Raw genomic sequence first — 26232 nt, 5'->3', positions numbered from 1 at the left:
TCCTTCGGGTCCGGGGGGCCGGCTTAGCTGAGCCAGCGCTTGCGGCGGCGGTAGCTGCGCACGTCGCGGAAGCTTTTGCGGCCTTCGTCGGACATGCCGAGGTAGAATTCCTTCACGTCTTGGTTCTCGCGCAGGTCCTTGGCGGGGCCGTCCATCACCACGCGCCCGGATTCGAGGATGTAGCCGTAATGCGCGAAACGCAGGGCGACGTTGGTGTTCTGCTCGGCCAGCAGGAAGGTCACGCCCTCCTGTTCGTTCACCGATTTCACAATCTCGAAGATCTGCTCCACCAGTTGCGGCGCCAGACCCATCGACGGCTCGTCCAGCAGGATCGTCTCGGGCCGCGACATCAGCGCGCGGCCGATGGCGCACATCTGCTGCTCGCCGCCCGAGGTATATCCGGCCTGGCTACGGCGGCGCTCCTTCAGACGGGGGAAATAATTATAGACCATCTCAAGGTCCTGCTGGATCGCGGCATTGCCGTCGCTGCGCGTGTAAGCGCCGGTGAGCAGGTTTTCCTCGATGGTGAGGTGCTCAAAACAGTGCCGGCCTTCCATGACCTGTACGACCCCCTGTTTCACGATCTCGGCGGGGTCCTGATGCTGGATCGCGCCGCCGCGGTACTTGATCGAGCCCTTGGTAACCTCGCCACGTTCCGAGGCCAGCAGCCCCGAGATCGCCTTGAGCGTTGTCGTCTTGCCCGCGCCATTGCCGCCCAGAAGCGCGGTGATGCCGCCCTTGGGCACGTTCAGGCTGACGCCCTTCAGCACGAGGATGACGTGGTTGTAGATCACCTCGATATTGTTGACCTCGAGCAGGTTGTCGACTGCGACGTCATTGGTGTTGGCGGCATCCAGCATGGGCATGACCTTTCTTGGGGTTCGAAGATGTCCCCGGCCACCCCCAAGGTGGCCGGGAGCAGGGTTCTTAGCAGTTGCCCTCGATGGCGTTTTCCTCGGCATAGGCCGAGCTGTCGGCATCGATCAGCGGCTGGATCACTTCCTGATCCGACTGCATGAAGTCCGACACGAGGTTCCACTCCTTGGCCTCGGCATCCCATTGCGTCACGGCCACGAAGCCTTCGCCGCCGTGGTTCTCACAAGAGACGCTGAACTCAGGCCCGAAGTCCGGCAGGCCAAGCGCCGCCATCTTCTCTTCGGTGATCTCAAGCTGCTCCATCCCGTCGCGCATTTGGCCGCTGGTGATGTCGGTCACGCCGTGGATTTCCTGCGCGGTGCGCGCGGCCTCGGCCACCAGCATCGCGGCGTAGATGCCACGGTTGTACAGAACAGAGCCGACCTGATCGCCTGCGCCCGCGGCCTTGCCCGCATCGACAACGTATTCCTGAAGGTCGTCATAGAGCGGGTAATCGGAACCGACATTGTGGAAGGTCAGCGCCTTGTAGCCATCGGCCTTGGCGCCCGCGGCCAGCACGTCGTTCTCAGAGCCGGACCACCAGATGCCGATGAACTTGTCCATCGGAAAGCGGATGTTGGCGGCTTCCTGAACGGCAACTTGGTTCATCACGCCCCAGCCGTACATGATCACATAGTCGGGCTTGTCACGGCGGATTTGCAGCCACTGTGATTTCTGCTCCTGACCGGGGTGGTCAACGGGCACTTCCTTCAGCTCAAAACCATGTTTCTTGCTCAGTTCCTGCAGGGTGCGGATCGGCTCCTTGCCATAGGCGGAGTTGTGATAGACCAGCGCGATCTTCTTCCCCTCAAGGCTGCCGCCCTCCTGCTCCATGATGTGTTTCACCGCGACCGAAGCGCCGTCCCAGTAGTTGGCCGGGAAGTTGAAGACGTGGCTGAAGACATCACCGTTCTTGGCCGAGGTACGGCCCAAACCGGAGGTCAGCATCGAGATGTCATCGGCGGTGACTTTGGGGATCAACTGGTAAGTGATGCCGGTCGAGAGCGGCTGGTACACCAACGCGCCTTCACCCTTGGTGGATTCGTAGCATTCCACGCCCTTCTCGGTGTTATAGGCGGTCTCGCATTCCGGGACGCGGATAGGCTCGCCACCGATGCCGCCGTCACGCTCGTTGAGCAGGGTGAAGTAATCGGCATAGCCGTCGGCGAAGGGGATGCCGCCCGCGGCATAGGGCCCGGTGCGATAGCTCAGCGACGGAAAGACAAGGTCCGCCATCACGGGGCTTGCGGCCATCAGGCCAACTACGGCCAGAGTTCCCAGTTTGTATTTCATCGGTGTTTCCTCCCTTGGATTGTCCGACTTGGGTGTTTGGGCCGGGTTTCCTCCCTCCGGCCTCGCTTTTCATGGCTCCCGCCTAGTGCGGGAAGGGCCACAATCTCAGTTTTTCCTTGGCCACGCGCCACAACTGCGCCAGCCCGTGCGGCTCTGCGATCAGGAAGACCACGATCAGTCCGCCCACGATCACCAGCTGCAGATGCGCCACGATATCCGTGGGCCAGCCCAGCCAGTCGACGCCGACGATCTTGAGCAAGACAGGCAAGAGCACGAGGAACGCCGCCCCGGCAAAGCTACCGAAGATGCTGCCCAAGCCCCCGATGATGATCATGAAGAGCACGAGGAACGACTTGTTGATGCCAAAGGCTTCGCCCACTTCGACCGCGCCCAGATAGATCGAGAAGAAGAGCGCGCCGGAGATGCCGATGAAGAAGGAGCTGACCGCAAAGGCCGTGAGCTTGGCGCGCAACGGGTTCACCCCGATGATCTCGGCGGCGATGTCCATGTCGCGGATGGCCATCCACTTGCGGCCCACCGAGCCGCGCGTCAGGTTGCGTGCCACCAGCGCCGAGCCCACAGTGAAGATCAGGCAGAACATATAGGTCGCCCAGGCTTCGGTATTGGGGCCGGTGATCAGGATGCCAAAGGTGTCCCGCTCGGGCGCGCTGATCTGGCCGGAGGCGGAGTAGTTGTAGAACCACGGCACCCGGTTAAACAGCCACACAAGGAAGAACTGCGCCGCCAGAGTCGCCACGGCGAGGTAAAAGCCCTTGATCCGCAAGCTCGGCAGACCAAAGAGCGCTCCCACGGCGGCGGTGATGCCGCCCGCCAGCAGGATGTGGATGAACATGCTGACCTCGGGCATGGCCGTCATCAGCTTGTAGCAGGCATAGGCCCCCACCGCCATGAAGCCCCCGGTGCCGAGGCTCACCTGCCCGCAATAGCCCACGAGGATGTTCAGCCCGATCGCCGCGATGGCGTAGATCAGGAAGGGCAGGAACAGCGAGTTCACCCAGTAGTCGTTGACCACGAAGGGCACGACAAAAACCGCGATGAACAGCACCAGATAGTAGCGGTACCGGTCGAACCGGATCGGGAAGGTCTGCTGGTCCTGGGCGTAGGATGTGTTGAAATCGCCCGCTTCACGATAGAACATTAGACTGCTTTCCCTTCTGCGGTAGTCATTTGCACTGCACTTGCCTGCAATGCCGTGCCATAGGGTGCGCGCGCGCCGCGCACCAAGCCGTTATCAAACCCGTTCAATGATCTTCTCCCCGAACAGGCCCTGCGGGCGGAAGACAAGAAAGACCAGCGCCAGCATGTAAGCGAACCAGTTCTCGGTCGCGCCGCCAAGGAAGGGGGCGCCGATCAGGAACTCAAACAACTTCTCGCCCACGCCGATGATCAGACCGCCGACGATGGCGCCGGGGATCGAGGTGAAGCCGCCCAGCATCAGCACCGGCAGCGCCTTCAGCGCGATGAGCGAGAGCGAGAACTGCACGCCCGACTTGGCACCCCACATGATGCCTGCAACCAGCGCCACGAAACCCGCGAGCGACCAGACGAGGATCCAGATGAAGTTCAGCGAGACACCGACCGAAAGCGCGGCCTGATGGTCATCCGCCACGGCGCGCATGGCGCGGCCCTGCTTGGTGTATTGCGCGAACATCACCAGCCCGATCACGAGCACCGCCGCGACGATGGAGGCCACGATATCGAGGTTGTCGATGAAAAAGCCGTAGCCGGTGGCGTTATAGGTGAATTCGTCGATCCAGACGTTGATGCCCTGCGGCAGGCCGACGTCTAGCGTCTTGATCTCGGAACCCCACATCAGGTCGCCCACCCCTTCGAGGAAATAGGCCAGACCGATGGTCGCCATGAAAAGGATGATCGGCTCTTGCCCCACAAGGTAGCGAAAGACGAAACGCTGCACGCAATAGGCCAGCACGATCATCACGACCATGGTCAGCACGATGGCAAGGAACGCCGGAATGTGCCAGCCGAAGTGATGCACCTCGGTGCCAAGGATCGCGTTGATCAGATGGCCGAAAGGCACCTGCCCTTCCATGATCCCCACCAGCGTCAGCGCGGCGAAAAGCGCCATGACGCCTTGGGCGTAGTTGAAGATGCCAGAAGCCTTGTAGATCAGCACGAAGCCAAGCGCCACGAGCGCGTAAAGCACCCCGGCCATCAGCCCGTTGAGAAAGACCTCGATCGTAAACGCCAGTTGCTCAGGCATCATTGGCCCTCCCCAAAGTCAGAACGGCAGTGTCGTTGCGGGTGATCAAACGGGCCTCAGTCATGGGCCACCCCCAGATAGGCGTCGATCACCTCTTGGTTGTTGCGCACCTCGTCGGGCGAGCCGTCGCCGATCTTGCGGCCGTAATCCATCACGACCACGCGGTCGGACAGGTCCATGACCACGCCCATGTCGTGTTCGATCAGCGCGATGGTGGTGCCGAACTCGTCGTTCACGTCGAGGATGAAGCGGCTCATGTCCTCTTTCTCTTCGACGTTCATGCCGGCCATCGGCTCGTCCAGCAGCAGGATCGTGGGCTCAGCGGCCAGCGCGCGGGCCAGTTCGACCCGTTTTTTCAGACCGTAGGGCAGCCGCGCCACGGGTGTCTTGCGGATCGCCTGAATTTCCAGAAAGTCGATGACCTTTTCGGCGATTTCACGGTTCTCGATCTCTTCGCGCTCGGCTGCGCCTTTCCAGAAGGACTGCGCCAGCATCCCGGTCTTCATCTGCGTCAGACGCCCCGTCATCACGTTGTCGAGCACCGACATGCCCTCGAACAGCGCGATGTTCTGGAAGGTCCGGGCGATGCCCTGCTGGGCCACCTGATAGGGTTTCATCGGGGGCCGCTTGGCGCCCTTGTACCAGACCTCCCCCTCCTGCGGGACGTAGAAGCCGCTGATCACGTTCAGCATCGAGGACTTGCCCGCCCCGTTCGGCCCGATGATCGCGCGGATCTCGCCCTCGCGGATGTCGAAGGAAATATCCTTGATCGCCTCCACGCCACCGAAGCGCAGCGTAATGTTCTTCATCTCCATCACCGTCGGGCCGATGGTGCGGCCGTCGTCGGTGACATAGCTGTCAGCCTGATCTTTCACGCTGTCCCTTTCCATAGTTCCCGCCTGTCCGGCGCTGGCCGCGCTCATTCCGCTGCCATCCGGCGGCTGACCGGCTGCACCGCGGCGTCGCGAATTTCGAGCGTCGCCTTGATCGAACCCTTGCGCCCGTCCTCATAGGTCACTTCCGTCTCGGTGCTGACCTTGTCGGAGCCGTCATAGAGTGCGGTGATGATGTCGGCGTATTTCTCTTCGATGATCTTGCGGCGCACCTTGCGGGTCCGGGTCAGCTCGCCATCGTCGGCGTCGAGTTCCTTGTGCAGCACGACAAAGCGGTGCACCTGACAGCCCGAGAGCATCTCGTCCTCGGCGACCGAGCGGTTCACCTCCTCCACATGGGACTGGATCGTGTCCATCACCTGCGGATGCCGCGCCAGTTCCTGATAGGAGGCGTAGCCGATGTTGTTGCGCTCGGCCCAGTTGCCCACCGCCGTCAGGTCGATGTTGATAAAGGCGGTGCATTCGGTGCGCTGGTTGCCGAAGACCACGGCCTCAAGGATGTTGGGGAAGAACTTGAGTTTGTTTTCCACGTATTTCGGCGCGAACAGGCTGCCGTCGGCCATCTGGCCCACGTCCTTGGCGCGGTCGATGATGCGCAGATGGCCCGAGCTTTCCTCGATGAAACCCGCGTCGCCGGTGGCGACCCAGCCTTCCGGGTCCTTGGTGTCGGCGGTGCTTTCGGGGTTCTTGTAGTATTCCACGAAGACGCCCGGCGAACGGTAGAAGACTTCGCCATTGTCGGCGATCTTCAACTCCACCCCGGGGCAGGTCACGCCCACGGTATCGCTGCGCACTTCGCCATCGGGCTGCGCGGTGATGAAGACCGTCGCCTCGGTCTGGCCGTAGAGCTGCTTCAGGTTGATGCCGAGCGAGCGGTAGAAATCGAAGATTTCCGGCCCGATCGCTTCACCGGCGGTATAGCCGACGCGCACGCGGCTGAAGCCGAGCGTGTTCTTCAGCGGGCCATAGATCATCAACTCGCCCAACGCGTATTTCGCGCGGTCCCAAGCGGACACTTTCTTGCCGTCCAGAATGGCGGGGCCGACCTTGCGGGCATGGGCCATGAAGGTGTCGAAGAGCCACTTCTTGAACCGGCTCGCGTCCTCCATACGGATCATGACGGAGGTCAGCTGCGTCTCGAAGACACGCGGCGGGGCGAAGTAATAGGTCGGCCCGATTTCGCGCAGATCGACATGCATCGTGTCGGCGCTTTCGGGGCAGTTGGTGCAGAAACCCGTCCAGAGCGCCTGACCCACGGAGAAGATAAAGTCCCCCACCCATGCCATCGGCAGATAGGCAAGAATCTCGTCATTGCGCTTGAGGTCGTCGAACTCCGACGACGACTTCGCCGTCTCGATCACGTTGCGGTTGCTCAGCACGACGCCCTTGGGCTTGCCGGTGGTGCCCGAAGTATAGAGCATCACGCCGGTCGAATCGTAATCCAGCTTGGCCTGACGCGCCTCCAACTCGGCGATATGCTTTTCGCGGTTGGCGCGGCCCATCTCCTGCACGGCGGTATATTGGTCGAGCTTGGAATGGTCGTATTTGCGCAGGCCGCGCGGGTCGAGGTAGATCATCCGCTCGAAGTCGGGCAGTTGGTCCTGCACTTCGATGATCTTGTCGACCTGCTCCTGATCGCCCACCACGGCAAGGCGCGCGCCGCAGTGGCCCATGACATAGGCCATCTCTTCGGCATTGGCGTCCTGATAGAGCGGCACCGGCACGGCCCCGGCCATCTGCGCGGCCATCATCGCCCAGTAGAGATAGGGACGGTTGCGCCCAATGATGGCGACGAAATCGCCCTCGTTCAGCCCCAGTTCCAGAAACCCGAGGGCCAGCGCCTCGACCTCGTCGCGGGTCTGCGACCAGGTCCAGCTTTGCCAGATCCCGTATTCCTTCTCCCGGTAAGCGGGGGCGTTTGCGAATTCACTTGCGTTGCGGTGCAACAGCGCCGGCACGGACTGAGGTCCGTCGGCACGCGTCAGCGGCTTGGCCAAATTGTCTTCCTCCCATGCCCGCCCTCCCCGGCGGGTTCGATCACTTGTGCGATTCTATGATCCCACAAGTGACGTTCTCTTTTTTGTGGAGGTCAACTTTTTCCTGATCTTTTCCGAATTCTAACGAATTGTTACAGCGCCCCCGCGCCGCATTTTCCGCTAGTCGATCCCGTTGGCGCGCTGCACTTCGCGCACATAGGTCACGATGGATTCCACCTCTGCCGGGGTAATCCCTTCGACCGGGGGCATATTGCCGAAAGACCAGTGATGCTGGCGCACGCCATTGGTGGCCGCGACCATGAAAGATGCATCGCCGTGATGGCTGGGTTCATAGATCTTGTGGATCAGCGGCGGACCAACCCCCTCGCGCCCGGCAGCGTTGACCCCGTGGCAGGCGGCGCATTGCGCCTCGAACGCCCGCGCGCCGATCTGCGCGGGGCCGCTCAGGCTCTCCGGCACGGTGACCTTCACCATGGCCGCGCTGCTGGCAGCGGGGGCCGGGGCCTCTTCGGCCTGCCACCAGATATACCCGCCTGCCAAGACCAGTGCCGCCGCTGCGCCTGCTCCGATTTTCTTGTTCATGCTCTGCCTTTCCGGTTTCCATTCGGCGCGCTTCTCGGGGCCTCCAGCGCAAGAAGGTCAAGCGCGATTTACGCGCGGCTCTTTGCCTTTCGCCCGCGCGATGCTAGCCCTATGCGAAAGGATGCCGATGCAGATCACCGACGACCAAACCAAAGCGCTGACCAATGCCGGTCTAAACCTGATCGCTCAGGCGCTGACCATCTATGACAGCGACCTTCGGCTCGCGGTCTGCAACGCCCCGTTTCAATCCATGTTCGACCTGCCGGACCGGCTGGTGACCCCCGGCGCGCCCTTCGAGGATACGATCCGCCATCTGGCTGGCACCGGCGAGTATGGCGAGGTGGGGGATGTCGACGCCTTCGTGGCCGAACGGGTGGAACAGGCCCGCGCCTTCGTGCCGCATTACATGGAGCGGACCCGCTCGAACGGGCGCACCATCAGTGTCGAAGGCTCGCCCCTGCCACAGGGCGGCTGGGTCACCGTCTATACCGACATCACCAACACCAAGCGGCAAGAAGCGCTGTTGCGCGCACGGTCGGACGCGCTGAGCGATCAACTGCTGTCCCATGCCGAACAACTGGCCGCCACGAACCGCCAGTTGGAGGCGACGATTACCGCGCTGGAAGAGGCCAAGCGGCAGGTCACCGAAAGCGAGGCCCGCACCCGGCTCACGACCGAGATGATGCCCGCCCATATCGCCCATGTCGACGCGAGCGGACATTACATCTACTCCAACCGCCGGCTCAGCAGCGTGATGCCGGGGCGGCCCAGCAACATCTACGGGCTGCATATCAGTGACGCGCTTGGGGCGGCGGCCTATGCGCGGATCAAGCCCGCGCTGACCCAAGCCTATGCGGGCAGCCCGGCGGTGATCGAATTCACCCATGATGAATCCGCCCGCCGCATTCGCGGTGCCTTTACCCCCGATGGGCGCGGCGGGGTCTATATCCTGTCGATGGACATCACCGAAGAGACCCAGACCCGCGTCGCCCTGCAACAGACGCTGAAACGCGAGTTGGCCTCGCGGATGATCTCTGGGCTGGCGCATGACTTCTCAAACCTTTTGACGATCATCCTCGGCATGCAATCGAAACTCGCCCGGCTGCCCGACATGCCGCCACAAGCGGGCGAATTGGTCGAAGGCACCTTGGCCGCCGCACGGCGGGGCGGCACGCTGCTCAGCTCCATCGCTGATGTGACCGAACCCCGCGCCCTGCGCCCCGTGGCCACCGACCCCGCCGCTTTGCTGAGTGAGCTTTCGACCCTCGCCGCCCCCACCCTGCCGCCGAAATGCGCGCTGGTGGTGCACAATGACGTGCCCGAGGGCGCGGTGCTGCTCGACAAAGGCCGGGTGCAGGATGCGCTGTTGAACCTCATCCTCAACGCCCGTGATGCCTGCGGCGCGCGGGGCACCATCACGCTGACCCAACGGCTGGTGCATAACACATGGATCGAATGGGTGATCCACGACACCGGGCCGGGCTTTGCGCCCTCGGCGCTGGAACGCGGGGTCGAGCCCTTCTTTACCACCAAGGGCAGCGAGGGCTCCGGGCTGGGCCTGTCGATGGTCTATGATATGACCAAATCCTCAGGCGGCGATCTGCGGCTGAGCAATGCGCCCGAGGGCGGCGCGCAGATCAGCCTGCGCCTGCCCTACCGGGTCGCCGTGCCCGCCACCACCGGGCTGGTGCTGCTGGTCGAGGACACCACCGATATCCGTGCCGTGGTGCGCGACATGCTCATGGATCAGGGCCATTCGGTGATCGAGGCGACCAGCGCGGATGAGGCCACCGCCCTCATCGCCGATCTGCCTGACATCGCGCTGGTGCTGTCGGACATTCAGCTTTCGGGCGAGGGCACCGGGATCGACCTTGCCCGCCGCGTCGGCAGCAGCCTGCCGCTCTTGCTGATGACCTCCCTGCCCCCCGATCACCCGCTTTTCGTCGAGGCGCAGACCCTCGCGCCGGTGCTGCGCAAACCCTTTGAAAAAGACGATCTGCAAGCCTTGATCGCCCCATTGAAAGCCACCGCCCCATGAGCCGTGATACCGCCCCGCGCCCGCTGGTCACCATTCTGGATGACGAACCCGAGATCCGGCAGATGCTGTCGGACACGTTGCAGGAAGCGGGCTTCGACACGCTCAGCTTTGGCCGCGCGCGGGCCTTTGAGGCCGCATTGGCCAGCCATACGCCCGATGTCTGCCTTGTCGATCTGTCGCTGCCCGACACCGACGGGCTGACGCTGGTGCACCGTCTGGCGCTTGAGCAGGGCGCCATCGTGATAATCATCTCGGGCCGCGCGCAGGTGCAGGACCGTGTCACGGGGCTGGAACTTGGCGCCGACGACTACATCATCAAACCCTTCGACCCGGCCGAGGTCGTGGCCCGCATCCGCGCCCGCCTGCGCAGCGCCAAGCCGACGCCGCAGGCCGGCACCACGGCGCGGTTCAACGGCTGGACCGCGCATTTCGACCGCTATGTGCTACAGGACGCCTCGGGCGCCGAGGTCACCTTCTCCCATGCCGAGGGCGAGGTGCTGCGGCTCTTCCTCGACGCCCCGAAACGGCTGATCAGCCGCGCGCAGATGCAAGAAAGCCTCGGCGGCGTCGCCTCTGAAAGTTTCGACCGGGCGATGGACGTGCGCATCTCGCGGCTGCGCACGAAGCTTGGCGAAGACCCGAAGAACCCGCAGTTGATCAAGACGATCTACGGCGCGGGCTATATCTTCCTCGGCGATGTGGACTGGGACTGAGCGCGTTTAAAGCGCCGCCACCGCCCGCCCCAGCACCTCGACTGCCGCGACCAAATCGGCCTCATCCGTGTCTTCTTCGAAGGCATGGCTGATCCCGTTGATCGACGGCGCGAACAGCATCGCCACCGGCATCAGCCGCGCCACATTGGTCGCGTCATGCAGCGCACCCGAGGGCATCTTGCGCCATTTGCCGGGGGCCACGGCTTCAGCCGCCTCCGCCAGCGCATCGCGCAGCCGCGCGTCCATGGCAACCGGCTCCAGCCCCAGCATCGGGCCAAAGCTCAGGTCCATCCCGCGTGTCTGGGCCACCTCTTCGGCGGTCTCTCGGATGACCTTCTCCATCCGCCCCAGACGGTCACTGTCGCCATCGCGCCATTGCATGGAGAACACGGCCTTGCCCGGCACGATGGACGAAGCATTGGGGTGCAGGCTGACGTGGCCGATGGTCCAGACGGTGCTCGGCGTCACCACATTGCGCAGCCGGTCGTTCAACAGACTGTTAAACTCCGACACCGCCTGAAACGCATCGCGCCGCACCGCCATCGGAGTGGTGCCCGCGTGGTTCTGCTGGCCCTCAAAGGTCACCTTCATATCGCGGATGCCGACGATGTCGCTGACCACACCGATCTGCTCACCGCTGTCATCCAGCGTCGGCCCCTGTTCGATGTGCAACTCGATATAGCCGGTGAACTGCGCGGGATCGACGGGGCCGGTGACCATACCCGCCATCGCGCGGCGCGCCTCGGCCAAGCTGACCCCGGCGTCGTCGGTAAAGCCATCGGCCTCGGCCTGATCCAAAGCGCCGGACCAGACCGTCGAACCGGTGGTCACGCCAAAGCGCCCCTCTTCATCCTGAAAGGACACGACCGAGACCGCAGGCCCTCCGGCCTCACCCGCCGCGCGGGCGACTTCAAGCGCGGCGATCACGCCCAAAGCCCCATCAAGCCAGCCGCCTTCGGGCTGGCTGTCGGAATGCGACCCCAACAGGATCGACGGCCCCTCGGCCAAGCCAAAGAGGTTGCCCATCGCGTCGACCTCGACCTTCAGCCCCGCATCGCGCATCCGCCCAGCAAGCCATTCGCGCGCCTCCACATCGGCGGCGGAATAGGCCGGGCGCACCACGCCCTTGCCGACACCCGCAGCGCCGATGGCGCGCAGATCGTGCAGGTCTTTCAAAAATCGGGCGGCATCAATCTTCATTCTTCCAAACTTTCCTTACTCGGCGGCGACGGCCCCTTTCGCCGCCTCCACCCTGACGGCAGAGAACTTAAACTCCGGGATCTTGCCGTAGGGGTCAACTGCTGGATTTGTCAGGATATTCGCCGCCGCTTCGACATAGGCGAAGGGCAGGAAAACCATGTCGGGCGCCACGGCGCGATCCGCACGGGCCATGATCTCGATACTGCCGCGTTTGGTTGACAGCCGCACATGCTCCCCCGGGGTCACGCCAAGGCGGCGCAGGGTCGAGGGGTGGAGCGAGCAATTCGCCTCCGGCTCCAGTCCGTCGAGCACCTTGGAGCGCCGGGTCATCGAGCCGGTGTGCCAATGTTCCAACTGGCGCCCAGTGGTCAGGATCATCGGATAGGCGTCATCCGGCGCGTCATCCGGGGCCACGATCGCGGCGGGGGTGAATTTGGCGCGGCCTTCGGGCCGGGGGAACCCCTCGCTAAAGACAATGGCCTGCCCGGGATCGTTTTCGCTGAGCGACGGGTAGGTCACCGCATTTTCCTGCGCCAGCCGGTCCCATGTGATATTGTCGAGCGAGGCCATGTTGCACTTCATCTCGGCAAAGACCTCAGCCGGGCTTTCGTAGGACCAGCCCAGCCCCAGCCGCTTGGCCAGTTCCACTTCGATCCACCAATCCTCGCGCGCCTCGCCGGGTGGAGTCACGGCCGGGCGGCCCATCTGTACTTGCCGGTTGGTGTTGGTCACCGTGCCGGTTTTTTCCGCGAAGGCCGAGGCGGGCAGGATCACGTCGGCGTAGTTTGCCGTTTCGGTCAGGAAGATGTCCTGCACCACGAGGTGGTCGAGCTTGGCAAGGGCAGCGCGGGCATGCGCCACGTCCGGGTCCGACATGGCCGGGTTCTCGCCCAGCACATACATCGCCTTGATGTCGCCGTCATGCACCGCATCCATGATCTCGGTCACCGTGAGACCCTTCTCGGCGCTAAAATCGCCTGAGCCCCAAACTTCGGTGAAAGCCGAGCGCACCCCGTCGTCGCCGACGGGCTGGTAATCGGGCAGAAACATCGGGATGAGGCCCGCGTCCGAGGCGCCCTGCACGTTGTTCTGCCCGCGCAAAGGGTGCAGCCCGGTGCCGGGACGGCCGACATGGCCGGTCATCAGCGCCAGAGAAATCAGGCAACGCGAATTGTCGGTGCCGTGGATGTGCTGGCTCACCCCCATGCCCCAGAAAATCATCCCCGCCTTGGCCCCGGCAAAGATGCGCGCCACGTCGCGCAGCACCTCGGCCTCGATGCCGCAGACGGCGGCCATGGCCTCGGGCGGGAAGTCCTTCAGATGCGCCTTCTCGGCCTCCCAATTCTCGGTATAGGCTTTGATGTATTGCTCATCATAGAGACCTTCCTCCACGATCACATGCATGATCGCGTTCAGCATCGCCACGTCGGTACCGGGGCGGAATTGCAGCATATGCGACGCAAACCGGCGCAGGCCCTGCCCGCGCGGGTCCATGACGATGAGCTTGCCGCCGCGCTTGGTGAACTGCTTGAAATAGGTCGCAGCGACGGGGTGGTTCTCCACCGGGTTGGCACCGATCACGATGGCCACATCGGCGTTCTCAATCTCGTTGAAGGTGGCGGTGACCGCGCCGCTCCCGACATTCTCCATCAGCGCCGCGACTGAGGAGGCGTGACACAGCCGCGTGCAGTGGTCGACGTTGTTGTGGCCAAACCCCTGCCGGACCATCTTCTGGAACAGATAGGCTTCCTCATTGGTGCATTTGGCACTGCCGAAGCCCGCCACCTCGCGGCCGCGCCCTTTCAGGCCCTTGGCGGCAAAATCCAGCGCCTCGTCCCATGTCGCCTCGCGGAACACCTCGCCCCAGTTGCCCGGATCGACGTTCAGTTCCTTGGCGGGCGCGTCGTCGCGGCGGATCAGCGGCGTGGTCAGGCGGTGATCGTGGTGGATGTAGTCGAAGCCAAAGCGCCCCTTGACGCAGAGCCGCCCCTCGTTGGCCGGGCCGTTGATGCCTTCGACATATTTGACCTTGTTGTCCTTCACCTTGAGCGAGATCTGGCAGCCGACGCCGCAGAAGGGGCAGACGCTGGCGACCTCATTGTCAAAGTCGGCAGAGTCACCGACCTGCGCCTCGTCGACCACGCTTGCGGGCATCAGCGCCCCCGTCGGGCAAGCCTGCACGCATTCGCCGCAGGCCACGCAGGTCGAGGCACCCATGGGATCGTCGATGTCGAAGACCGGATAGGCGTCATGGCCGCGTCCCGCCATGCCGATCACGTCGTTGACCTGCACCTCACGGCAAGCGCGAACGCAAAGGTTGCACTGGATACAGGCGTCGAGGTTCACGCGCATGGCGACATGGCTGTCGTCCAAAAGCGGCACGCGGTCGCGCTCCAACTTGGGAAAACGGCTTTCCTCTACGCCATTCAGCGCCGCCATCTCGCGCATGTGGCTCGACTTGTCATGCGCCACGTCCTGCGCAGGCTGGTCCGCCAGCAGCAATTCCATCACCATCTTGCGCGCATTCTCGGCCCGGGCGTTGTTGGTGGTGACGACCATCCCCTCGGCAGGTTCGCGGATGCACGACGCCGCCAGCACACGCTCGCCCTCGATCTCAACCATACAGGCGCGGCAATTGCCATCGGGGCGGTAGCCGGGGGCGGGTTTGTGGCACAGATGCGGGATTTTCAAACCCCGACCGTTGGCGACCTCCCAAATGGTCATGCCGGCCTCGGCCTCGACGGTCTGCCCATCAAGCGTGAATGTGATCCTCTCGGCCATGGCTGCCCCCTCCCCTTGGCTATTGCCCAAACTATAGGCAAAATCCGGCGCTTGTCAGGGGCCAATCCCGACACCCCGTCACGGATAAACGCCGCGCCAGCGCATTGCGGCGCATTGCATTGTATGGCCCGACAAGCTGCCCTATCACTTGGGCGAACAGTGAAAGCCATTTGATGTCCCACATTACCCTGATCCGCCACGGCCAAGCCAATTCCATCGCCAAGGACGAGCTGAGCTATGATCAACTCAGCCCGCTTGGCCATGAGCAAGCCGCGTGGCTGGGCGACCATCTGCGCCAGAGCGAGACCTACCACACAAGGCTCTATACCGGCACGTTGACCCGCCATATCGAAACGGCGGAGGGGATGAACACCGGGCTTGAGCCGATCCGCGACGCGCGGTTGAACGAGCTGGAGTATTTCACCCTCGCCAACTTGATGGAGCAGCAGCACAAGGTGCCCTTCCCCCGTGAGGGCGAGTTCGTGCACCACCTGCCGCAGGTCTTTGACTATTGGAAAGCGGGCAAGCTTGCCGATACGCCAGAGACCTATGAAAGCTTCGAGACGCGGGTGCAATCCGTCCTCGCCGAGATCGCCGAGGGCGAAGGCCCGGCGCTGGTGGTGACCTCGGGCGGGCTGATCTCTCTAGCGATGGCGCAGGCGATGGGCGTCGGGATTCCGGCGATGGCGCGGCTGGCGCTGGCGATCATGCATACTTCGATGCACCGGCTCTTTCCCATCGGCGGGCATTGGTCGCCGGTGCTGTTCAACGCGGTGCCGCATCTTGACCGGCCCGACCGCCGCCTTGCACAAACGCATATGTAACCCCTCGCCCGCGAAAGGCTGACCCATGCTGAAACTTCACTACGCCCCCGGCACGATCTCGGTCGCCGTTGCTATCGCCCTCGAAGAAGCGGGGCTGCCCTATGAGCCGGTGAAGGTCGATTTCGCCAGCGCCGAACAGACCGCCGCACCCTATCTGGCGCTGAACCCCAAGGGCCGCGTGCCGACCCTCGTGACCGAACCGGGCAGCGCCCTGACCGAGACCGGCGCGCTTTTGGACTATGTCGCCGCCCGCGCGCCCGATGCGGGGCTGGTCCCTCCCGACCCTGAACGCGCGGCGCATATGCGCGGGGTGATGTACTACCTCGCCTCGACCATGCATGTGGCCCACGCGCATAAAATGCGCGGCCACCGCTGGGCCGATCAGCAATCGAGTTTTGACGATATGAAAGCCAAGGTGCCGCAGACCATGGCCGATTGCGCCGCCTATATCGAGAATCACGCCTTTAGGGGTGACTTCGTGGCGGGTGATGCCCTGTCGCTGGCCGATCCCTATCTCTTTGTCGTCTCGGGGTGGCTGGCCGGTGACGGGGTCGACCGTGCGGCCTACCCACGGCTCGACGCCTTCGCCGCCCGGATGGAAGACCGCGACAGCGTCAAGGCCATGCGCGCGAAAGGATTCTTGGCATGACCCACCTATGGCTCCGCGCCGAGCAGCGCGACAATGAGACCCGCACCGGGCTGACGCCCGAAGGGGCCGCCGCGCTGATCGCATCCGGCACGAAGGTGAGCATCGAAGACAGTGACAGCCGCGTGATCCCCACCGCCGCCTATGCGCGGGCGGGGTGCGAGATCGTTCCGGCCCATAGCTGGCCCGAGGCCCCGCGCGATGCGGTGATCTTTGGCCTCAAGGAACTGCCCGAAGACGGCACGCCCCTGCCGCATACGCACATCATGTTCGGCCATGCCTACAAGGGCCAATCCTCGGGCCGCAAACTACTAGAGCGGTTCAAGGCCGGCGGCGGCGCGCTGCTGGATTTGGAGTACCTGACCGATGACGATGGCCGCCGCGTTGCCGCCTTTGGCTATTGGGCGGGCTTTGCGGGGGCAGCCGTCTCGGTCAAATGCCGCATCGCGCAGCTGCGCGGAGAGACCTGCGGGCCGGTTGCGCCCTACGCTAACGCCGAAGCGCTGAAAGCCGCATTGAGCAAAGAACTCGCCCAAGTCGACGCGAGCGGCGACCGCGCGCTCGTGATCGGGGCCTTGGGCCGGGTGGGACGCGGGGCGAGCGATCTTTGCGCGGCACTTGGCATCCCCGTCACCGGTTGGGACATGGCAGAGACCGCCCACGGCGGACCCTTCCCCGAAATCCTCGACCACGCCTATTTCTTCAACTGCATCCTCGCAGGGCCAGACACCCCCGCCTTCGTCCGCCCCGATGCCCCTCAGGCCGAGCGCGCCCTGCGCGTGATCGGCGACATCGCCTGCGACCCCGACAGCGCCTTCAACCCGGTGCAGGTCTATGACCGCGCGACCACTTGGGCGGAGCCAGCGCTGCGCGTGCATGACGCGCCGCCGCTGGATGTCATGGCCATCGACAACCTGCCATCCATGCTGCCGCGCGAAAGCTCAGAGGATTTCGCGGGCCAGTTGCTGCCGACCCTGCAGGCGCTGTCAAAGACGGATCATGCCGTCTGGCAACGTGCGCGAGTTCTGTTCGATCAGAATGTCGCCGAGGTCTGACCTTCAGGAAAAGAACCGGTAATACAGCCAATCCGGCAGGAAGCGCCCCAAACGGAACAGCAGTGAGAAGCCGTAAGGGAAGTCCAGTTTAAAACTGTCCCTGTTCATATGCTCGAAGACACGGCGCGCGGCATCATCGGGCTCCATCAAAAAGGGCATTTTGAAATCGTTCTTGTCGGTCAACTGGGTCTTGATAAAGCCCGGGTTGATCGCCTGAACCTGCACGCCCGTCTTGCGCAGATCGGCATGCATGCACTCCGCCAAGGACAGCGTAGCCGCCTTGGACGCCGTATAGCCGATGGACCCGGGCAGCCCGCGATAGGCGGTCAGGCTGGAAGTGATGACGATATGCCCGTGATCGCGGGCGACCATCTGCGGCACCACCTGCCCCAAGACACGCATCAAGCCGGTGAAGTTCACATCGGCCATGGTCACCCCATGTTTCGCGTCCCACTCCTGCGCGCCAAAGGGCCAATAGGCCCCCGCCAGATAGACCAGCCCGTCGATCGGCCCCACATCCTTGGCGGCCTGTGCGACGTCTTCGTCATCGGTCACATCCATGACCCGCACCCGTGCCCGCCCCGGCAGCGCCTGCGCGAGTTCGGTCAGCTTGTCTTCGGACCGGGCCGAGAGGATCACCTCGGCCCCGGTGCGGCTCAGCTGATGCGCCAGCGCCGCGCCAAGCCCGTCGCTCGCGCCCACCAGCCAATAGGTCTTGCCTTGCCAGTCTTTCATCTTTCCTCCGTCGGTCGCAGGGTGGCGACCAATTCTGCTACTTTGATCCCGAACTTCCGAAACTGGCTGCGATTGACGATGGTGCCATCGGGGGTGAGATACATCCAATCGACGGTTTTCAGCACATGGCTGCCCAGTTCCTCGGGCAGTTGGATACGATAGCGCAACTGCAATGTCGGACCAGCCTGAACGCCCTGCCCCACCCCGATCACATCCGGCGCAGTGCTGGTGAAACGTCCATTCTCGCCCAGTGTCACAGTCCATTCGCGCTGCTGACGCGAGCCATCGTTATAGCGAAACGTCTCGGCCACCGTGGCGACATCGCCCTCCCAAGACACGTCGAACTTGGCCGTGAAACTGCTGGTGACCCGACCAAGGGGGCCGAAAATCACGCCCTCGCAGATCATCTCATCGCGCAGATGCAAACGCAGGTCGAAGACGGGGAATGAATCCACATAGTCGCTGGGCGATTGCCCGTGAAACTCCCCCAACCGGCGGCGCAGGAAGGTGAGCAATAGACCAAGGCCCAGCCCGACAGTGATAAAGATCAGCGGCTCTGTCACGATGTCTCCACGTCTTTTGCACCGGCGAGAAGAGCGATCGCCAGCAATTTCAGGGCGCAAGGTACACCGGCATAGAACCAGATCAACAGGGAGATGGATGTGTCGGAACTGGTTCCCGCTGCGGTTTGCAGCCCTGCGCGTTCTAAGGCGGGAAGTAGGGCAACCGCCGCGAAAGCCAAGGTCAGTTTGGACACGAAGGACCAAAGGCCGAACCCTTCGGCAGCCGAGGGGGAAATCTGTGCCATCCGATTGGCGAACATGGCAGGCAAAAGCGTCAGGTCCGCGCCCAAGACCGCGCCCGAGGCCAGACAGACCAACGCGAAACGTGCCACATTCCCCGGCCCCAGCAACAGCGCCCCGCCGAAGGCTGCAATGCCCAACGCCATCGCGACCAACAGCACCTGTCGCGCGCCATGACGCTCGGCCAGCATCCCCCAAAGCGGTGCTGCTGCCGCCGCCGAGAGGAAAAACAGCAGCAAAAGCGGCCCCTCCCATCCCGGTGCCTCTAATGCCAGTTCGACGTAGAAGAGAAACAGGGTTGAGGTCACGGCCACCGGGGCGGCATTGACCAGTGCGATCAGCAACAGCCGCCGTGCCTGCGCGTCGCGCAAGACGGTGCCGAAACCGCTCGCGCCCGGCAGCCCCGTCGCCCGCCACTCCCTGCGCATCGCGACCACGGCCCAGAGCGCTAGAACCGCGAACCCGATCGCGAAACCGGCAAAAGGCCGGTCCAGCGCCAAGCCCAGCAGCAGGGGCGCAACAGAGGCGAGACAGACGCCCAAAAGCGCCCCGGTCTCGCGCCAGCGGGCAAGGGTCAGATGCCCAGCCCCCGGCAGGCTGTCGGCCTTGGCCACCCCTTGGGCATAAAAACAGATGGTCAAAAAGCTGAAGGCCGAGAAGACCAGCGTCAGCATCAGCGCGAACCACAGCACGGGCGCCATTGGCGCGGGCACCGCGAAAAGCCCCAGCATCGCCAGCGCCATCACCGCCCCCGCCACCGTCACCGCCAGCCCGCGTTTGTGGCGCAGCGCTTGGGCCAGCCACCCGAGTGCCGGGTCTTGCACCACGTCCAACAGCCGCAATCCAAAAAGCACAGAGCCAAGCGCCGTCAGCGAAACCCCATATTCATCGACATAGAACTTCGGCGCGTGAATGTAGATTGGCAGCCCCGCCGAGGCGAGCAATGCGGCGAAAAGCGCATAGGCGGGCAGCCGGGCCGCGCGCGCCCTCATCGCCCGCCCGCGCCATGGGCCGCATCGCGGGAAACCTCGACCGCAGGCGCCTCGGGGCGGTTGCGGAACCCCGCCCCCTTGAGCCAGAGTTTCAGCGCCTGCCAATGGATCAGCGCCAGCACCCGTCGCGCCCCAAAGGGGCGGCGCAGCAGCGACCAGAGGATACGGCCATTCGTCAGCGGCGCACGCGGCCCGGTCAATGTGGCGATCAACCCATTCTCCCCATCCGAGAAATCAATCCAGACGCCGATCCGCTCAGCACTGATGTCAAAGCGGAAGACATAGCCGCCCGAGACATCCTGAAAGGGTGAGACATGCATGAGCTTCGCGGCCCTCAGCCGGTCCTCGGGCGCGATCTGGCGCAGGTCGGGGTGGTGGCACAGATAGGAATGCCGGTCGCCGTAGGTGTTCGTCACCTCGGCGATGACCGCGATCAGCGCGTCGTCCGCCCGACGGCACAGCCAAAAGCTCACCGGGTTGAAGACATGGCCCAGCACCCGCGGCTGCGCCAAAAGTTCGATCCGCGCGACCCAGGTGATGTCATACGCGGCCAGAACATCGCGCACCCAAGCGGCCCCGCGCTCCTGCCCCGGCGCGCCGCCGTGGTCGCTGTCATGCAGGCTGGTCACATTCGCACCATTGCGGGCGAAAAGCGCAGGCGTCCTTAACGCCTCGGTCTCGGCGTCGCAGATCACATAGTCGACCGAATAGCGGAAACGGTTCTCGACCGCGCCCTTGCGGCCATGGAAGGTCTGGCCGCGGATATGATCGACCTGCGCCGTCACTCCGCCGCCAAGGGCGCCGCCCGCGCGGCTTGCATCCGTTCGACCACATCCACCGCGCTGGCCAGCCCGTCCTCGTGGAAACCATTGCGCAGCCATGCCCCGCAGAACCATGTGTTATGGCTGCCGTTGAAGGCGCGCACCTCCTCCTGCGCGGCCAAGGCGGCAAGATCATAGACCGGGTGGCGCAGGGTCACTTGGTCGTAAATCAACTCCTCGCGGATGGTGCGTTTGGTGTTGAGCGTCACAAAATGCGGATCATCCTGCGGGATCGGCTGGAGCGAGTTCATCCAATAGGTCAGGTCGATCCGGTCGGACTTCTGCTCGCGATCCTCGGTATAGACCCACGACGCCCAAGTAGAGCGCCGCTTGGGCATGATGCTGGCGTCAGCGTGTAGCACGATGTCATTGGGTTGGTAGCGGATCGCGCCTAGGGCGCGTTGCTCAGCCTCTGTCGGATCGGCCAGCATCGCCAGCGTGTCATCGGAATGGGTGGCAAAGATCACCTTGTCGAACGCCTCCCACTCGCCACCATGGGCGCGAACCTCGGCCCCTTGCGCCGTGCGGCGCACGGACTGCACGGGGCTGTCGGTGCGCAGGTCGACGCCCTTGGTACGCAGGGCGGTCTCCAGCCGGTCGACATATTGCCGCGAACCGCCTTTGACCGTGTACCATTGATGCTGACCGGAATAGTTCAACAGCGCGTGGTTCTCGAAAAAGTTGACCATGGCATGGGCCGGGAAATCCATGATCTTTTCCGTCGGGGTGGACCAGATCGCGCCCGAAAGGGGCGACAGATAGAAGTCGCGGAAATATGGCCCGGTGCCCAGCTGTTCGAGAAATTCCGCAATGGTCATCGACGGATCGCGCGAGACGGCAAGCGCGTTCTTGTTGAAATGGACGATGTCGCGCAGCATCCGCAGAAACGGCGGGCTGAACATATTGCGTTTCTGGGCGAAGACGGCGTTGAAATTGGTCAGCGCATATTCCAGCCGCCCACCGTCAATCGACGCGCCAAAGCTCATGTTCGAGGGCACGACCGGCACGTCCAACTCCGCAAAGAGCGCCGCGAGATGCGGGTAGTTGGCATAGTTGAACACGATGAACCCGGTATCGACCGGCTGATCGCCATTCTTGCCCGCGATCACCGTCCGCGCATGGCCGCCGATCTTGGCCCCCGCCTCATAGAGGGTGACGCGGTCCGCAGGTGCCAGCATATGCGCCGCCCCCATGCCGGAAATCCCGCCGCCAATCACGGCGACACGCCGCCCAAGCGGCTGTGGGGGGAGGGTACTGTCGTTCAGAGCTTCGAAAGGCATAGGCGTCCTGCTTTGGTCCGGAACTTTGGATATGGGGCACCCACGGGTAAAGGGGAGTTAAAGTTGCAGCGCCCGATAGATTTTCTTGGAAAATGCACGCAGCACCGCGACCACGTTCAAAGGCCCTTGGAGGGCACTAGGACAGCAGGCTGTCGAGCGCCGCTTGCCCGCGGCTGAGTTGGCCCAAATAGCTGTCGGTGTCGATATTGGCCCCGCAGACGATCACGCCGACCCGCCGCCCTGACAGTTGCCCGCGCAGGGGGCCGAGCGCCCCCGCCATCGCGGCCCCGGCGGCAGGTTCCACCGCCAGTTTCGCCGCCTGTTGCAGCACCACCATCCCAGCACAGATCGCATCGTCGCTGACCGTGACCACATCATCGACATAGACCGCGCAAAGCGCATGGCCGAAAGGCAGCGCCATTGGCGGCCCAAGGCTGTCGGCGATCGTGTTGACCTGAGGAATGGTCACCGGCGCACCGGAGGCGAGGCTTTGCGACATGCTGTCGGCGCCCTCGGGCTCCACGCCATAGACCCGACAAGCGGGGTTGATCGCCTTGACCGCGGCGGCGACACCGCTGATCAGCCCGCCACCGCCGACCGAGACGACGACCGCGTCCAAATCCGCCACCTGCGTCATCAGTTCCAGCCCCACCCCGGCGGTGCCGAGCGAGGTGTGCAGCCCCTCGAAAGGATGGATAAAGAACCGCCCCTCTTCGCGCACCAACCGCTCGGCCTCGGCAAAGGTCTCTTGCCCGGCGGGTTTCAGGATGACCTCAGCCCCGGTGGCACGGGCGAGGGCGACGCGAAAGGGGTTGGCATTGTCCTGCATCACCACCTTGGCGCTGATGCCAAGCTTGGCCGCGGCCCAGCCTGCGGCAATGGCGTGGTTGCCCGCGCTGGCCGCGGTGATCCCGCGCCCGCGGGTGTCATCGTCAAGCTGTCGCGCCACCGACAGCGCGCCGCGGGCCTTGAAGGTGCCGGTATGCTGAAAACACTCCAGTTTGAGCGCGACCCGCGCGCCGCCCAGCACCTCGTCGACCATGGGAGAAGACAGCGTCACCACCGGCGTTTGCAAGATATCGCTGCGCAACGCAGCGGCCCGCGTCTGCATCGCCTCCAGCGTCATCCCGGTAATGTCTACGTCGTTCATTCAGCCGTTCCCTTCGGGTGTCCTTAGGGGAACAATAGCCTCGGTTTTGGCTTCTGCCAGCTCTTCGAAGTCGAAATTATGCAAGCGCCCCGCGCGTTTGGCGGCTTTTTCGCTGCTGACCTTGATCTCTTCCACGTCCCGTCGGGCTTGGGTGAAATGCCGATCAAGGTTGCCCACCCGCGTCGCCAGACGTTCGACATCCTTGTTCAGATTGCCCAACTCTTTGCGGATCGCGCCTGCCTGTTCGCGCATCCGCGCGTCCTTCAGGATCGCACGCATGGTGTTGAGCGTGGCCATGCAGGTGGTCGGGCTGACGATCCAGACGCGTTTCTCAAAGCCTTCGCGCACGAGTTCGGAAAAATTTGCGTGCAACTCGGCATAGACCGCCTCGGAGGGCAGGAACATCAAGGCGCCTTCCGCCGTCTCCCCCTCCAGAATGTATTTGTCGGCGATGGCATTGAGGTGCACCCGCACGGCGGTTTTCATCTGTTGAGCGGCGGCGCGGGTCTCGGCTTCGGTCTTGGCGCGGCGCAGGGCCTCATAGGCTTCCAACGGGAATTTACTGTCGATCACGATCGGGCCCGGAGGATTGGGCAGATGGATCAGGCAATCGGGCCGCTTGCCGTTGCTGAGCGTGGCTTGCAGCGAATAGCTGTCCGAGGGCAGGGCTTTCGACACGATATCGCGCAACTGGATTTCACCAAAGGATCCGCGCGTTTGCTTGTTGCTCAGAATGTCTTGCAGCGACAGCACGTCGCCCGACAGTTTGGTGATATTGTCCTGCGCCTTGTCGATGGAGGCGAGCCGCTCCTGCAATTGCGCAAGGCTGGAGGTGGTGCGTTTGGACGAGCCGTGCAGCGTCTCGGTCATGCGCTGCTGCATCTCGGCCAGCGAGCGGGCCGAGCGGGCGGCGTTGTCGGCCAGACGGTCCTGCATCTGCTGCTGCACATAGGCCAGCCGCGCTTCCATCGTCTGCATCATCTGCGCTTGGGTATTGCTTTGCGTGTCCGAGACCATTTGCAAGCCACCCCGCAACTGCTCCTGCCCCTGCCCCAACTGCTGCACATGGCCGCCAAGCACGCGCATCTGCTGTGCCAAGGGGGCGGCGACCCGGGCCGACCGACCCGCCGCGCGCACCGCCATGATCAGCAGGATGACGATGAGAAACAGCAGCCCCGCCCCCGCGAGCGCCGCGAGAGTCACAGGGTCAGACAGGGTCAAAGTCGCGCCGCCAAGCTCCATCAGGTGCGCCCGAAAAGCCGTTCGATGTCCGCCAGTTTAAGCTCGACATAGGTGGGCCGCCCGTGGTTGCACTGGCCGGAATGCGGCGTCGCCTCCATCTCGCGCAAAAGCGCGTTCATCTCTTCGGCGCGCATCCAGCGGCCCGAGCGGATCGAGCCGTGACAAGCCACCCGGCTCAGGATTGCTTCGATCTTGGCCTGAACGATGTTGCTGCTCTCGCCCTCAGCCAACTCATCGAGCACGTCGAGGATGAGCGCACGCGCGTTGACGGTGCCGAGGATCGCAGGCGTCTCGCGCACCGCGATGGCGCTGCCGCCGAAGGCTTCGATGCCAAGGCCGAGTTTCGCCAGTTCCTCCGCCAGTTCCAGCAGCCGCGCGCAGTCATTGGCGGACAGTTCGACGATCTCGGGGATCAGCAACGCTTGGGCCGCGACGCCGTTCTCGTTCATCTGCCGTTTGAGTTTCTCATAGACCAGCCGCTCATGCGCCGCATGCTGATCGACGATGACCATGCCATTGGCGGTCTGGGCGATGATGTAATTTTCGTGCACCTGCCCCCGCGCGGTGCCAAGCGGGTAATCGGGGGTGGGCGCGGCCTCTTCCGCTTCGGGGGCGGCGGCATGGCTCGGCGCGGGGGTCTCGGGCAGCGGCGTGCCCTCCACCCGGCCCCAAACGCCTGCGGTCTCGGCAAAGCCCGGGGCCTGCGCCTGATAGGCGGCCTCCCGCGCGGCGGGGCTGGGGCGGTCCATGCCGGCGCGGTCCATCTGGTAGACCCGCGCGCCCTGCGGCTCGGGTTGCATCGCGCCCAAGGTCGCCTGCGCCACGGTGGTCGAGGCACGGTGGCCCGCTTCAGCCAGCGCGTGGCGCAGGGCCGAGACGATCAGCCCGCGCGCCAACCCCGGATCGCGAAAGCGCACTTCGGATTTCGCGGGATGCACGTTCACATCGACCAGCGTCGGCGGGCATTCCACGAAAAGCGCCGCTGCCGGGTGACGGTCGCGGCTGAGGAAATCGAAATAGGCGCCGCGCAGGGCGCCCGTCAGCAGCTTATCCCGCACCGGGCGGCCATTCACGAAGAGATATTGCGCCACGGCAGAGCCGCGCGAGTAGGTCGGCAGGGCAGCGAAACCGGTCAGATGCAGCCCCTCGCGCATCGCATCAATAGGCAGGGCATTCTCGGCAAACTCGCGGCCCAGCACCTGCGCCAGACGCCCATGCAGCGCGTCGAAAAGATCGCCCTGCTCGGCCTCAGCACGGAACACATCGCGGCCTTTACCGTCGCCCGACACATCGCGCAGCACAAAACGCACAAAGGGCTCGGCCATGGCAAGGCGCTTGATGACATCGCCGATCGCCTGCGCCTCGGCCCGGTCGGTACGCAGGAATTTGAGCCGCGCAGGCGTGGCGAAGAACAGATCGCGCAGGGTGACGATGGTGCCGCCGTTCAACGCCGCCGGGCGCACCTCGCCCATGCGGCCGCCGTCGACGGTGATCTCGGCCCCGTCGAACCCAGCCGCGCGGCTGGTGATCGTGAGCCGTCCGACAGCGCCGAGCGACGGCAGCGCCTCGCCGCGGAAGCCGAAGGTGTGGATATCCAGCAGGTCGGAACCGTCGATTTTAGAGGTCGCATGACGCGACAGGGCCAGCGGCAAATCTTCGGGCGCGATGCCGCAGCCATCGTCCGTCACCCGGATCATCGTCTTGCCGCCATCGGCATATTCCACGGTGATGCGCCGCGCGCCCGCGTCGATGGCGTTCTCGACCAATTCCTTGACCGCCGAAGCGGGACGTTCGACCACCTCCCCCGCGGCAATCCGGTTGATCGCGGAATCGTCCAATTGACGGATGACGGGGCGATTTTCGCTTATATTGGGGGTCGGGCTGGGCATACCGCAAGACCTAGCATGGCGGCTTTTGATTCTGCCAGATGTGAATGCGTCTATCAGAGCCGGGTATCAGAGGTTCTGGGGAAAGTCAGCGGACCGCCGCCAAAGGTGGGGCGATCCGCTGCTGGGTCGGCTACTCGGCGC

General features: G+C 64.0%; 22 protein-coding genes. 5 read left to right on the top strand and 17 right to left on the bottom strand.

Annotated elements, in window-relative coordinates; translation table 11 throughout:
* Positions 1 to 23: 23 nt before the first annotated feature.
* The 7 genes from HKX24_RS03760 to HKX24_RS03730 all read right to left on the bottom strand — a co-directional run bounded on the left by HKX24_RS03760 (position 24) and on the right by HKX24_RS03730 (position 7922).
* The gene (locus HKX24_RS03760; protein WP_067267747.1) at positions 24 to 860 is read right to left on the bottom strand and encodes an ABC transporter ATP-binding protein; all 837 of its coding nucleotides are present in this window, start codon (positions 858 to 860) and stop codon (positions 24 to 26) included.
* 67 nt (positions 861 to 927) lie between these two features.
* Positions 928 to 2208, bottom strand: coding sequence for an ABC transporter substrate-binding protein (locus HKX24_RS03755; protein ID WP_271692946.1), 1281 nt, complete (start codon positions 2206 to 2208; stop codon positions 928 to 930).
* A gap of 82 nt (positions 2209 to 2290) precedes the next feature.
* Entirely contained in the window at positions 2291 to 3367 is a 1077-nt protein-coding gene (locus HKX24_RS03750) for a branched-chain amino acid ABC transporter permease (RefSeq protein ID WP_067267750.1), read from the bottom strand.
* Between the two features lie 93 nt (positions 3368 to 3460).
* Positions 3461 to 4450 (bottom strand): branched-chain amino acid ABC transporter permease, encoded by a 990-nt coding sequence (locus HKX24_RS03745; protein ID WP_271688894.1) that lies wholly within the window; start codon positions 4448 to 4450, stop codon positions 3461 to 3463.
* A 56-nt stretch (positions 4451 to 4506) separates the two neighbouring features.
* Entirely contained in the window at positions 4507 to 5325 is an 819-nt protein-coding gene (locus HKX24_RS03740; RefSeq protein WP_209218595.1) for an ABC transporter ATP-binding protein, read from the bottom strand.
* A 44-nt stretch (positions 5326 to 5369) separates the two neighbouring features.
* Positions 5370 to 7340: an AMP-binding protein gene (locus tag HKX24_RS03735; protein ID WP_271692945.1), complete on the bottom strand. Its 1971-nt coding sequence runs from the start codon at positions 7338 to 7340 to the stop codon at positions 5370 to 5372.
* Between the two features lie 159 nt (positions 7341 to 7499).
* Positions 7500 to 7922, bottom strand: coding sequence for a cytochrome c (locus tag HKX24_RS03730; protein WP_271692943.1), 423 nt, complete (start codon positions 7920 to 7922; stop codon positions 7500 to 7502).
* A gap of 127 nt (positions 7923 to 8049) precedes the next feature.
* Between HKX24_RS03730 and HKX24_RS03725 the strand changes: the two genes are divergently transcribed.
* Positions 8050 to 9960 (top strand): PAS-domain containing protein, encoded by a 1911-nt coding sequence (locus HKX24_RS03725; protein WP_271692942.1) that lies wholly within the window; start codon positions 8050 to 8052, stop codon positions 9958 to 9960.
* Positions 9957 to 10673, top strand: a complete 717-nt coding sequence (locus HKX24_RS03720) for a response regulator transcription factor (protein ID WP_271688890.1) — start codon at positions 9957 to 9959, stop codon at positions 10671 to 10673. Before HKX24_RS03725 ends, HKX24_RS03720 begins: the two co-directional genes overlap by 4 nt.
* 6 nt (positions 10674 to 10679) lie before the next feature.
* On the opposite strand, the gene HKX24_RS03715 is transcribed toward HKX24_RS03720, so the two are convergent.
* Positions 10680 to 11873 carry a Zn-dependent hydrolase gene (locus HKX24_RS03715; protein ID WP_271692941.1) on the bottom strand — a complete coding sequence of 398 codons (1194 nt, stop codon included), beginning with the start codon at positions 11871 to 11873 and terminating at the stop codon, positions 10680 to 10682.
* Between the two features lie 15 nt (positions 11874 to 11888).
* Positions 11889 to 14654, bottom strand: coding sequence for a formate dehydrogenase subunit alpha (gene fdhF / locus HKX24_RS03710; RefSeq protein ID WP_271692940.1), 2766 nt, complete (start codon positions 14652 to 14654; stop codon positions 11889 to 11891).
* A 173-nt stretch (positions 14655 to 14827) separates the two neighbouring features.
* Here fdhF and HKX24_RS03705 point away from each other — a divergent pair, with 173 nt between their 5' ends.
* From HKX24_RS03705 to HKX24_RS03695, 3 genes are read left to right on the top strand one after another with little or no spacing between them, the layout of a single operon-like run.
* Entirely contained in the window at positions 14828 to 15478 is a 651-nt protein-coding gene (locus tag HKX24_RS03705) for a histidine phosphatase family protein (protein WP_271692939.1), read from the top strand.
* 25 nt (positions 15479 to 15503) lie between these two features.
* A complete protein-coding gene (locus tag HKX24_RS03700) occupies positions 15504 to 16127 on the top strand; it encodes a glutathione S-transferase family protein (RefSeq protein WP_271692938.1) in 624 nt (207 codons plus the stop codon).
* Positions 16124 to 17179 (top strand): saccharopine dehydrogenase, encoded by a 1056-nt coding sequence (locus tag HKX24_RS03695; protein WP_271692937.1) that lies wholly within the window; start codon positions 16124 to 16126, stop codon positions 17177 to 17179. Before HKX24_RS03700 ends, HKX24_RS03695 begins: the two co-directional genes overlap by 4 nt.
* A 3-nt stretch (positions 17180 to 17182) precedes the next feature.
* On the opposite strand, the gene HKX24_RS03690 is transcribed toward HKX24_RS03695, so the two are convergent.
* The 8 genes from HKX24_RS03690 to mutL form a co-directional block, all read right to left on the bottom strand.
* A complete protein-coding gene (locus HKX24_RS03690) occupies positions 17183 to 17914 on the bottom strand; it encodes an SDR family NAD(P)-dependent oxidoreductase (RefSeq protein WP_271692936.1) in 732 nt (243 codons plus the stop codon).
* Positions 17911 to 18477, bottom strand: a complete 567-nt coding sequence (locus HKX24_RS03685) for a DUF3833 family protein (protein ID WP_271692935.1) — start codon at positions 18475 to 18477, stop codon at positions 17911 to 17913. The genes HKX24_RS03690 and HKX24_RS03685 overlap by 4 nt, the downstream gene beginning before the upstream one ends.
* Positions 18474 to 19709, bottom strand: a complete 1236-nt coding sequence (locus tag HKX24_RS03680) for an MFS transporter (RefSeq protein ID WP_271692934.1) — start codon at positions 19707 to 19709, stop codon at positions 18474 to 18476. Before HKX24_RS03680 ends, HKX24_RS03685 begins: the two co-directional genes overlap by 4 nt.
* The gene (locus HKX24_RS03675; RefSeq protein ID WP_271692933.1) at positions 19706 to 20494 is read right to left on the bottom strand and encodes a DUF1365 domain-containing protein; all 789 of its coding nucleotides are present in this window, start codon (positions 20492 to 20494) and stop codon (positions 19706 to 19708) included. Before HKX24_RS03675 ends, HKX24_RS03680 begins: the two co-directional genes overlap by 4 nt.
* Entirely contained in the window at positions 20491 to 21810 is a 1320-nt protein-coding gene (locus HKX24_RS03670) for an FAD-dependent oxidoreductase (protein WP_271692932.1), read from the bottom strand. Before HKX24_RS03670 ends, HKX24_RS03675 begins: the two co-directional genes overlap by 4 nt.
* A gap of 136 nt (positions 21811 to 21946) precedes the next feature.
* Positions 21947 to 22960: a pyridoxal-phosphate dependent enzyme gene (locus HKX24_RS03665; RefSeq protein ID WP_271692931.1), complete on the bottom strand. Its 1014-nt coding sequence runs from the start codon at positions 22958 to 22960 to the stop codon at positions 21947 to 21949.
* Positions 22961 to 24205, bottom strand: a complete 1245-nt coding sequence (gene rmuC / locus HKX24_RS03660; protein WP_271693782.1) for a DNA recombination protein RmuC — start codon at positions 24203 to 24205, stop codon at positions 22961 to 22963.
* A complete protein-coding gene (mutL, locus tag HKX24_RS03655) occupies positions 24202 to 26091 on the bottom strand; it encodes a DNA mismatch repair endonuclease MutL (RefSeq protein ID WP_271692930.1) in 1890 nt (629 codons plus the stop codon). Before mutL ends, rmuC begins: the two co-directional genes overlap by 4 nt.
* Between the last annotated feature and the right edge of the window lie 141 nt (positions 26092 to 26232).

The organism is Sulfitobacter sp. M85, assembly GCF_029285915.1.
Lineage (GTDB): Bacteria > Pseudomonadota > Alphaproteobacteria > Rhodobacterales > Rhodobacteraceae > Sulfitobacter > Sulfitobacter faviae.
This window is presented reverse-complemented; position numbering and strand designations above follow the sequence as displayed.

Excerpts from the sequence above, each read along its gene's own strand:
- HKX24_RS03760 (WP_067267747.1), bottom strand. The coding sequence starts at position 860 with ATGCTGGATGCCGCCAACACCAATGACGTCGCAGTCGACAACCTGCTC.
- HKX24_RS03755 (WP_271692946.1), bottom strand. The coding sequence starts at position 2,208 with ATGAAATACAAACTGGGAACTCTGGCCGTAGTTGGCCTGATGGCCGCA.
- HKX24_RS03750 (WP_067267750.1), bottom strand. The coding sequence starts at position 3,367 with ATGTTCTATCGTGAAGCGGGCGATTTCAACACATCCTACGCCCAGGAC.
- HKX24_RS03745 (WP_271688894.1), bottom strand. The coding sequence starts at position 4,450 with ATGCCTGAGCAACTGGCGTTTACGATCGAGGTCTTTCTCAACGGGCTG.
- HKX24_RS03730 (WP_271692943.1), bottom strand. The coding sequence starts at position 7,922 with ATGAACAAGAAAATCGGAGCAGGCGCAGCGGCGGCACTGGTCTTGGCA.
- HKX24_RS03725 (WP_271692942.1), top strand. The coding sequence starts at position 8,050 with ATGCAGATCACCGACGACCAAACCAAAGCGCTGACCAATGCCGGTCTA.
- HKX24_RS03720 (WP_271688890.1), top strand. The coding sequence starts at position 9,957 with ATGAGCCGTGATACCGCCCCGCGCCCGCTGGTCACCATTCTGGATGAC.
- HKX24_RS03715 (WP_271692941.1), bottom strand. The coding sequence starts at position 11,873 with ATGAAGATTGATGCCGCCCGATTTTTGAAAGACCTGCACGATCTGCGC.
- fdhF (WP_271692940.1), bottom strand. The coding sequence starts at position 14,654 with ATGGCCGAGAGGATCACATTCACGCTTGATGGGCAGACCGTCGAGGCC.
- HKX24_RS03705 (WP_271692939.1), top strand. The coding sequence starts at position 14,828 with ATGTCCCACATTACCCTGATCCGCCACGGCCAAGCCAATTCCATCGCC.
- HKX24_RS03700 (WP_271692938.1), top strand. The coding sequence starts at position 15,504 with ATGCTGAAACTTCACTACGCCCCCGGCACGATCTCGGTCGCCGTTGCT.
- HKX24_RS03695 (WP_271692937.1), top strand. The coding sequence starts at position 16,124 with ATGACCCACCTATGGCTCCGCGCCGAGCAGCGCGACAATGAGACCCGC.
- HKX24_RS03690 (WP_271692936.1), bottom strand. The coding sequence starts at position 17,914 with ATGAAAGACTGGCAAGGCAAGACCTATTGGCTGGTGGGCGCGAGCGAC.
- HKX24_RS03680 (WP_271692934.1), bottom strand. The coding sequence starts at position 19,709 with ATGAGGGCGCGCGCGGCCCGGCTGCCCGCCTATGCGCTTTTCGCCGCA.
- HKX24_RS03670 (WP_271692932.1), bottom strand. The coding sequence starts at position 21,810 with ATGCCTTTCGAAGCTCTGAACGACAGTACCCTCCCCCCACAGCCGCTT.
- HKX24_RS03665 (WP_271692931.1), bottom strand. The coding sequence starts at position 22,960 with ATGAACGACGTAGACATTACCGGGATGACGCTGGAGGCGATGCAGACG.
- mutL (WP_271692930.1), bottom strand. The coding sequence starts at position 26,091 with ATGCCCAGCCCGACCCCCAATATAAGCGAAAATCGCCCCGTCATCCGT.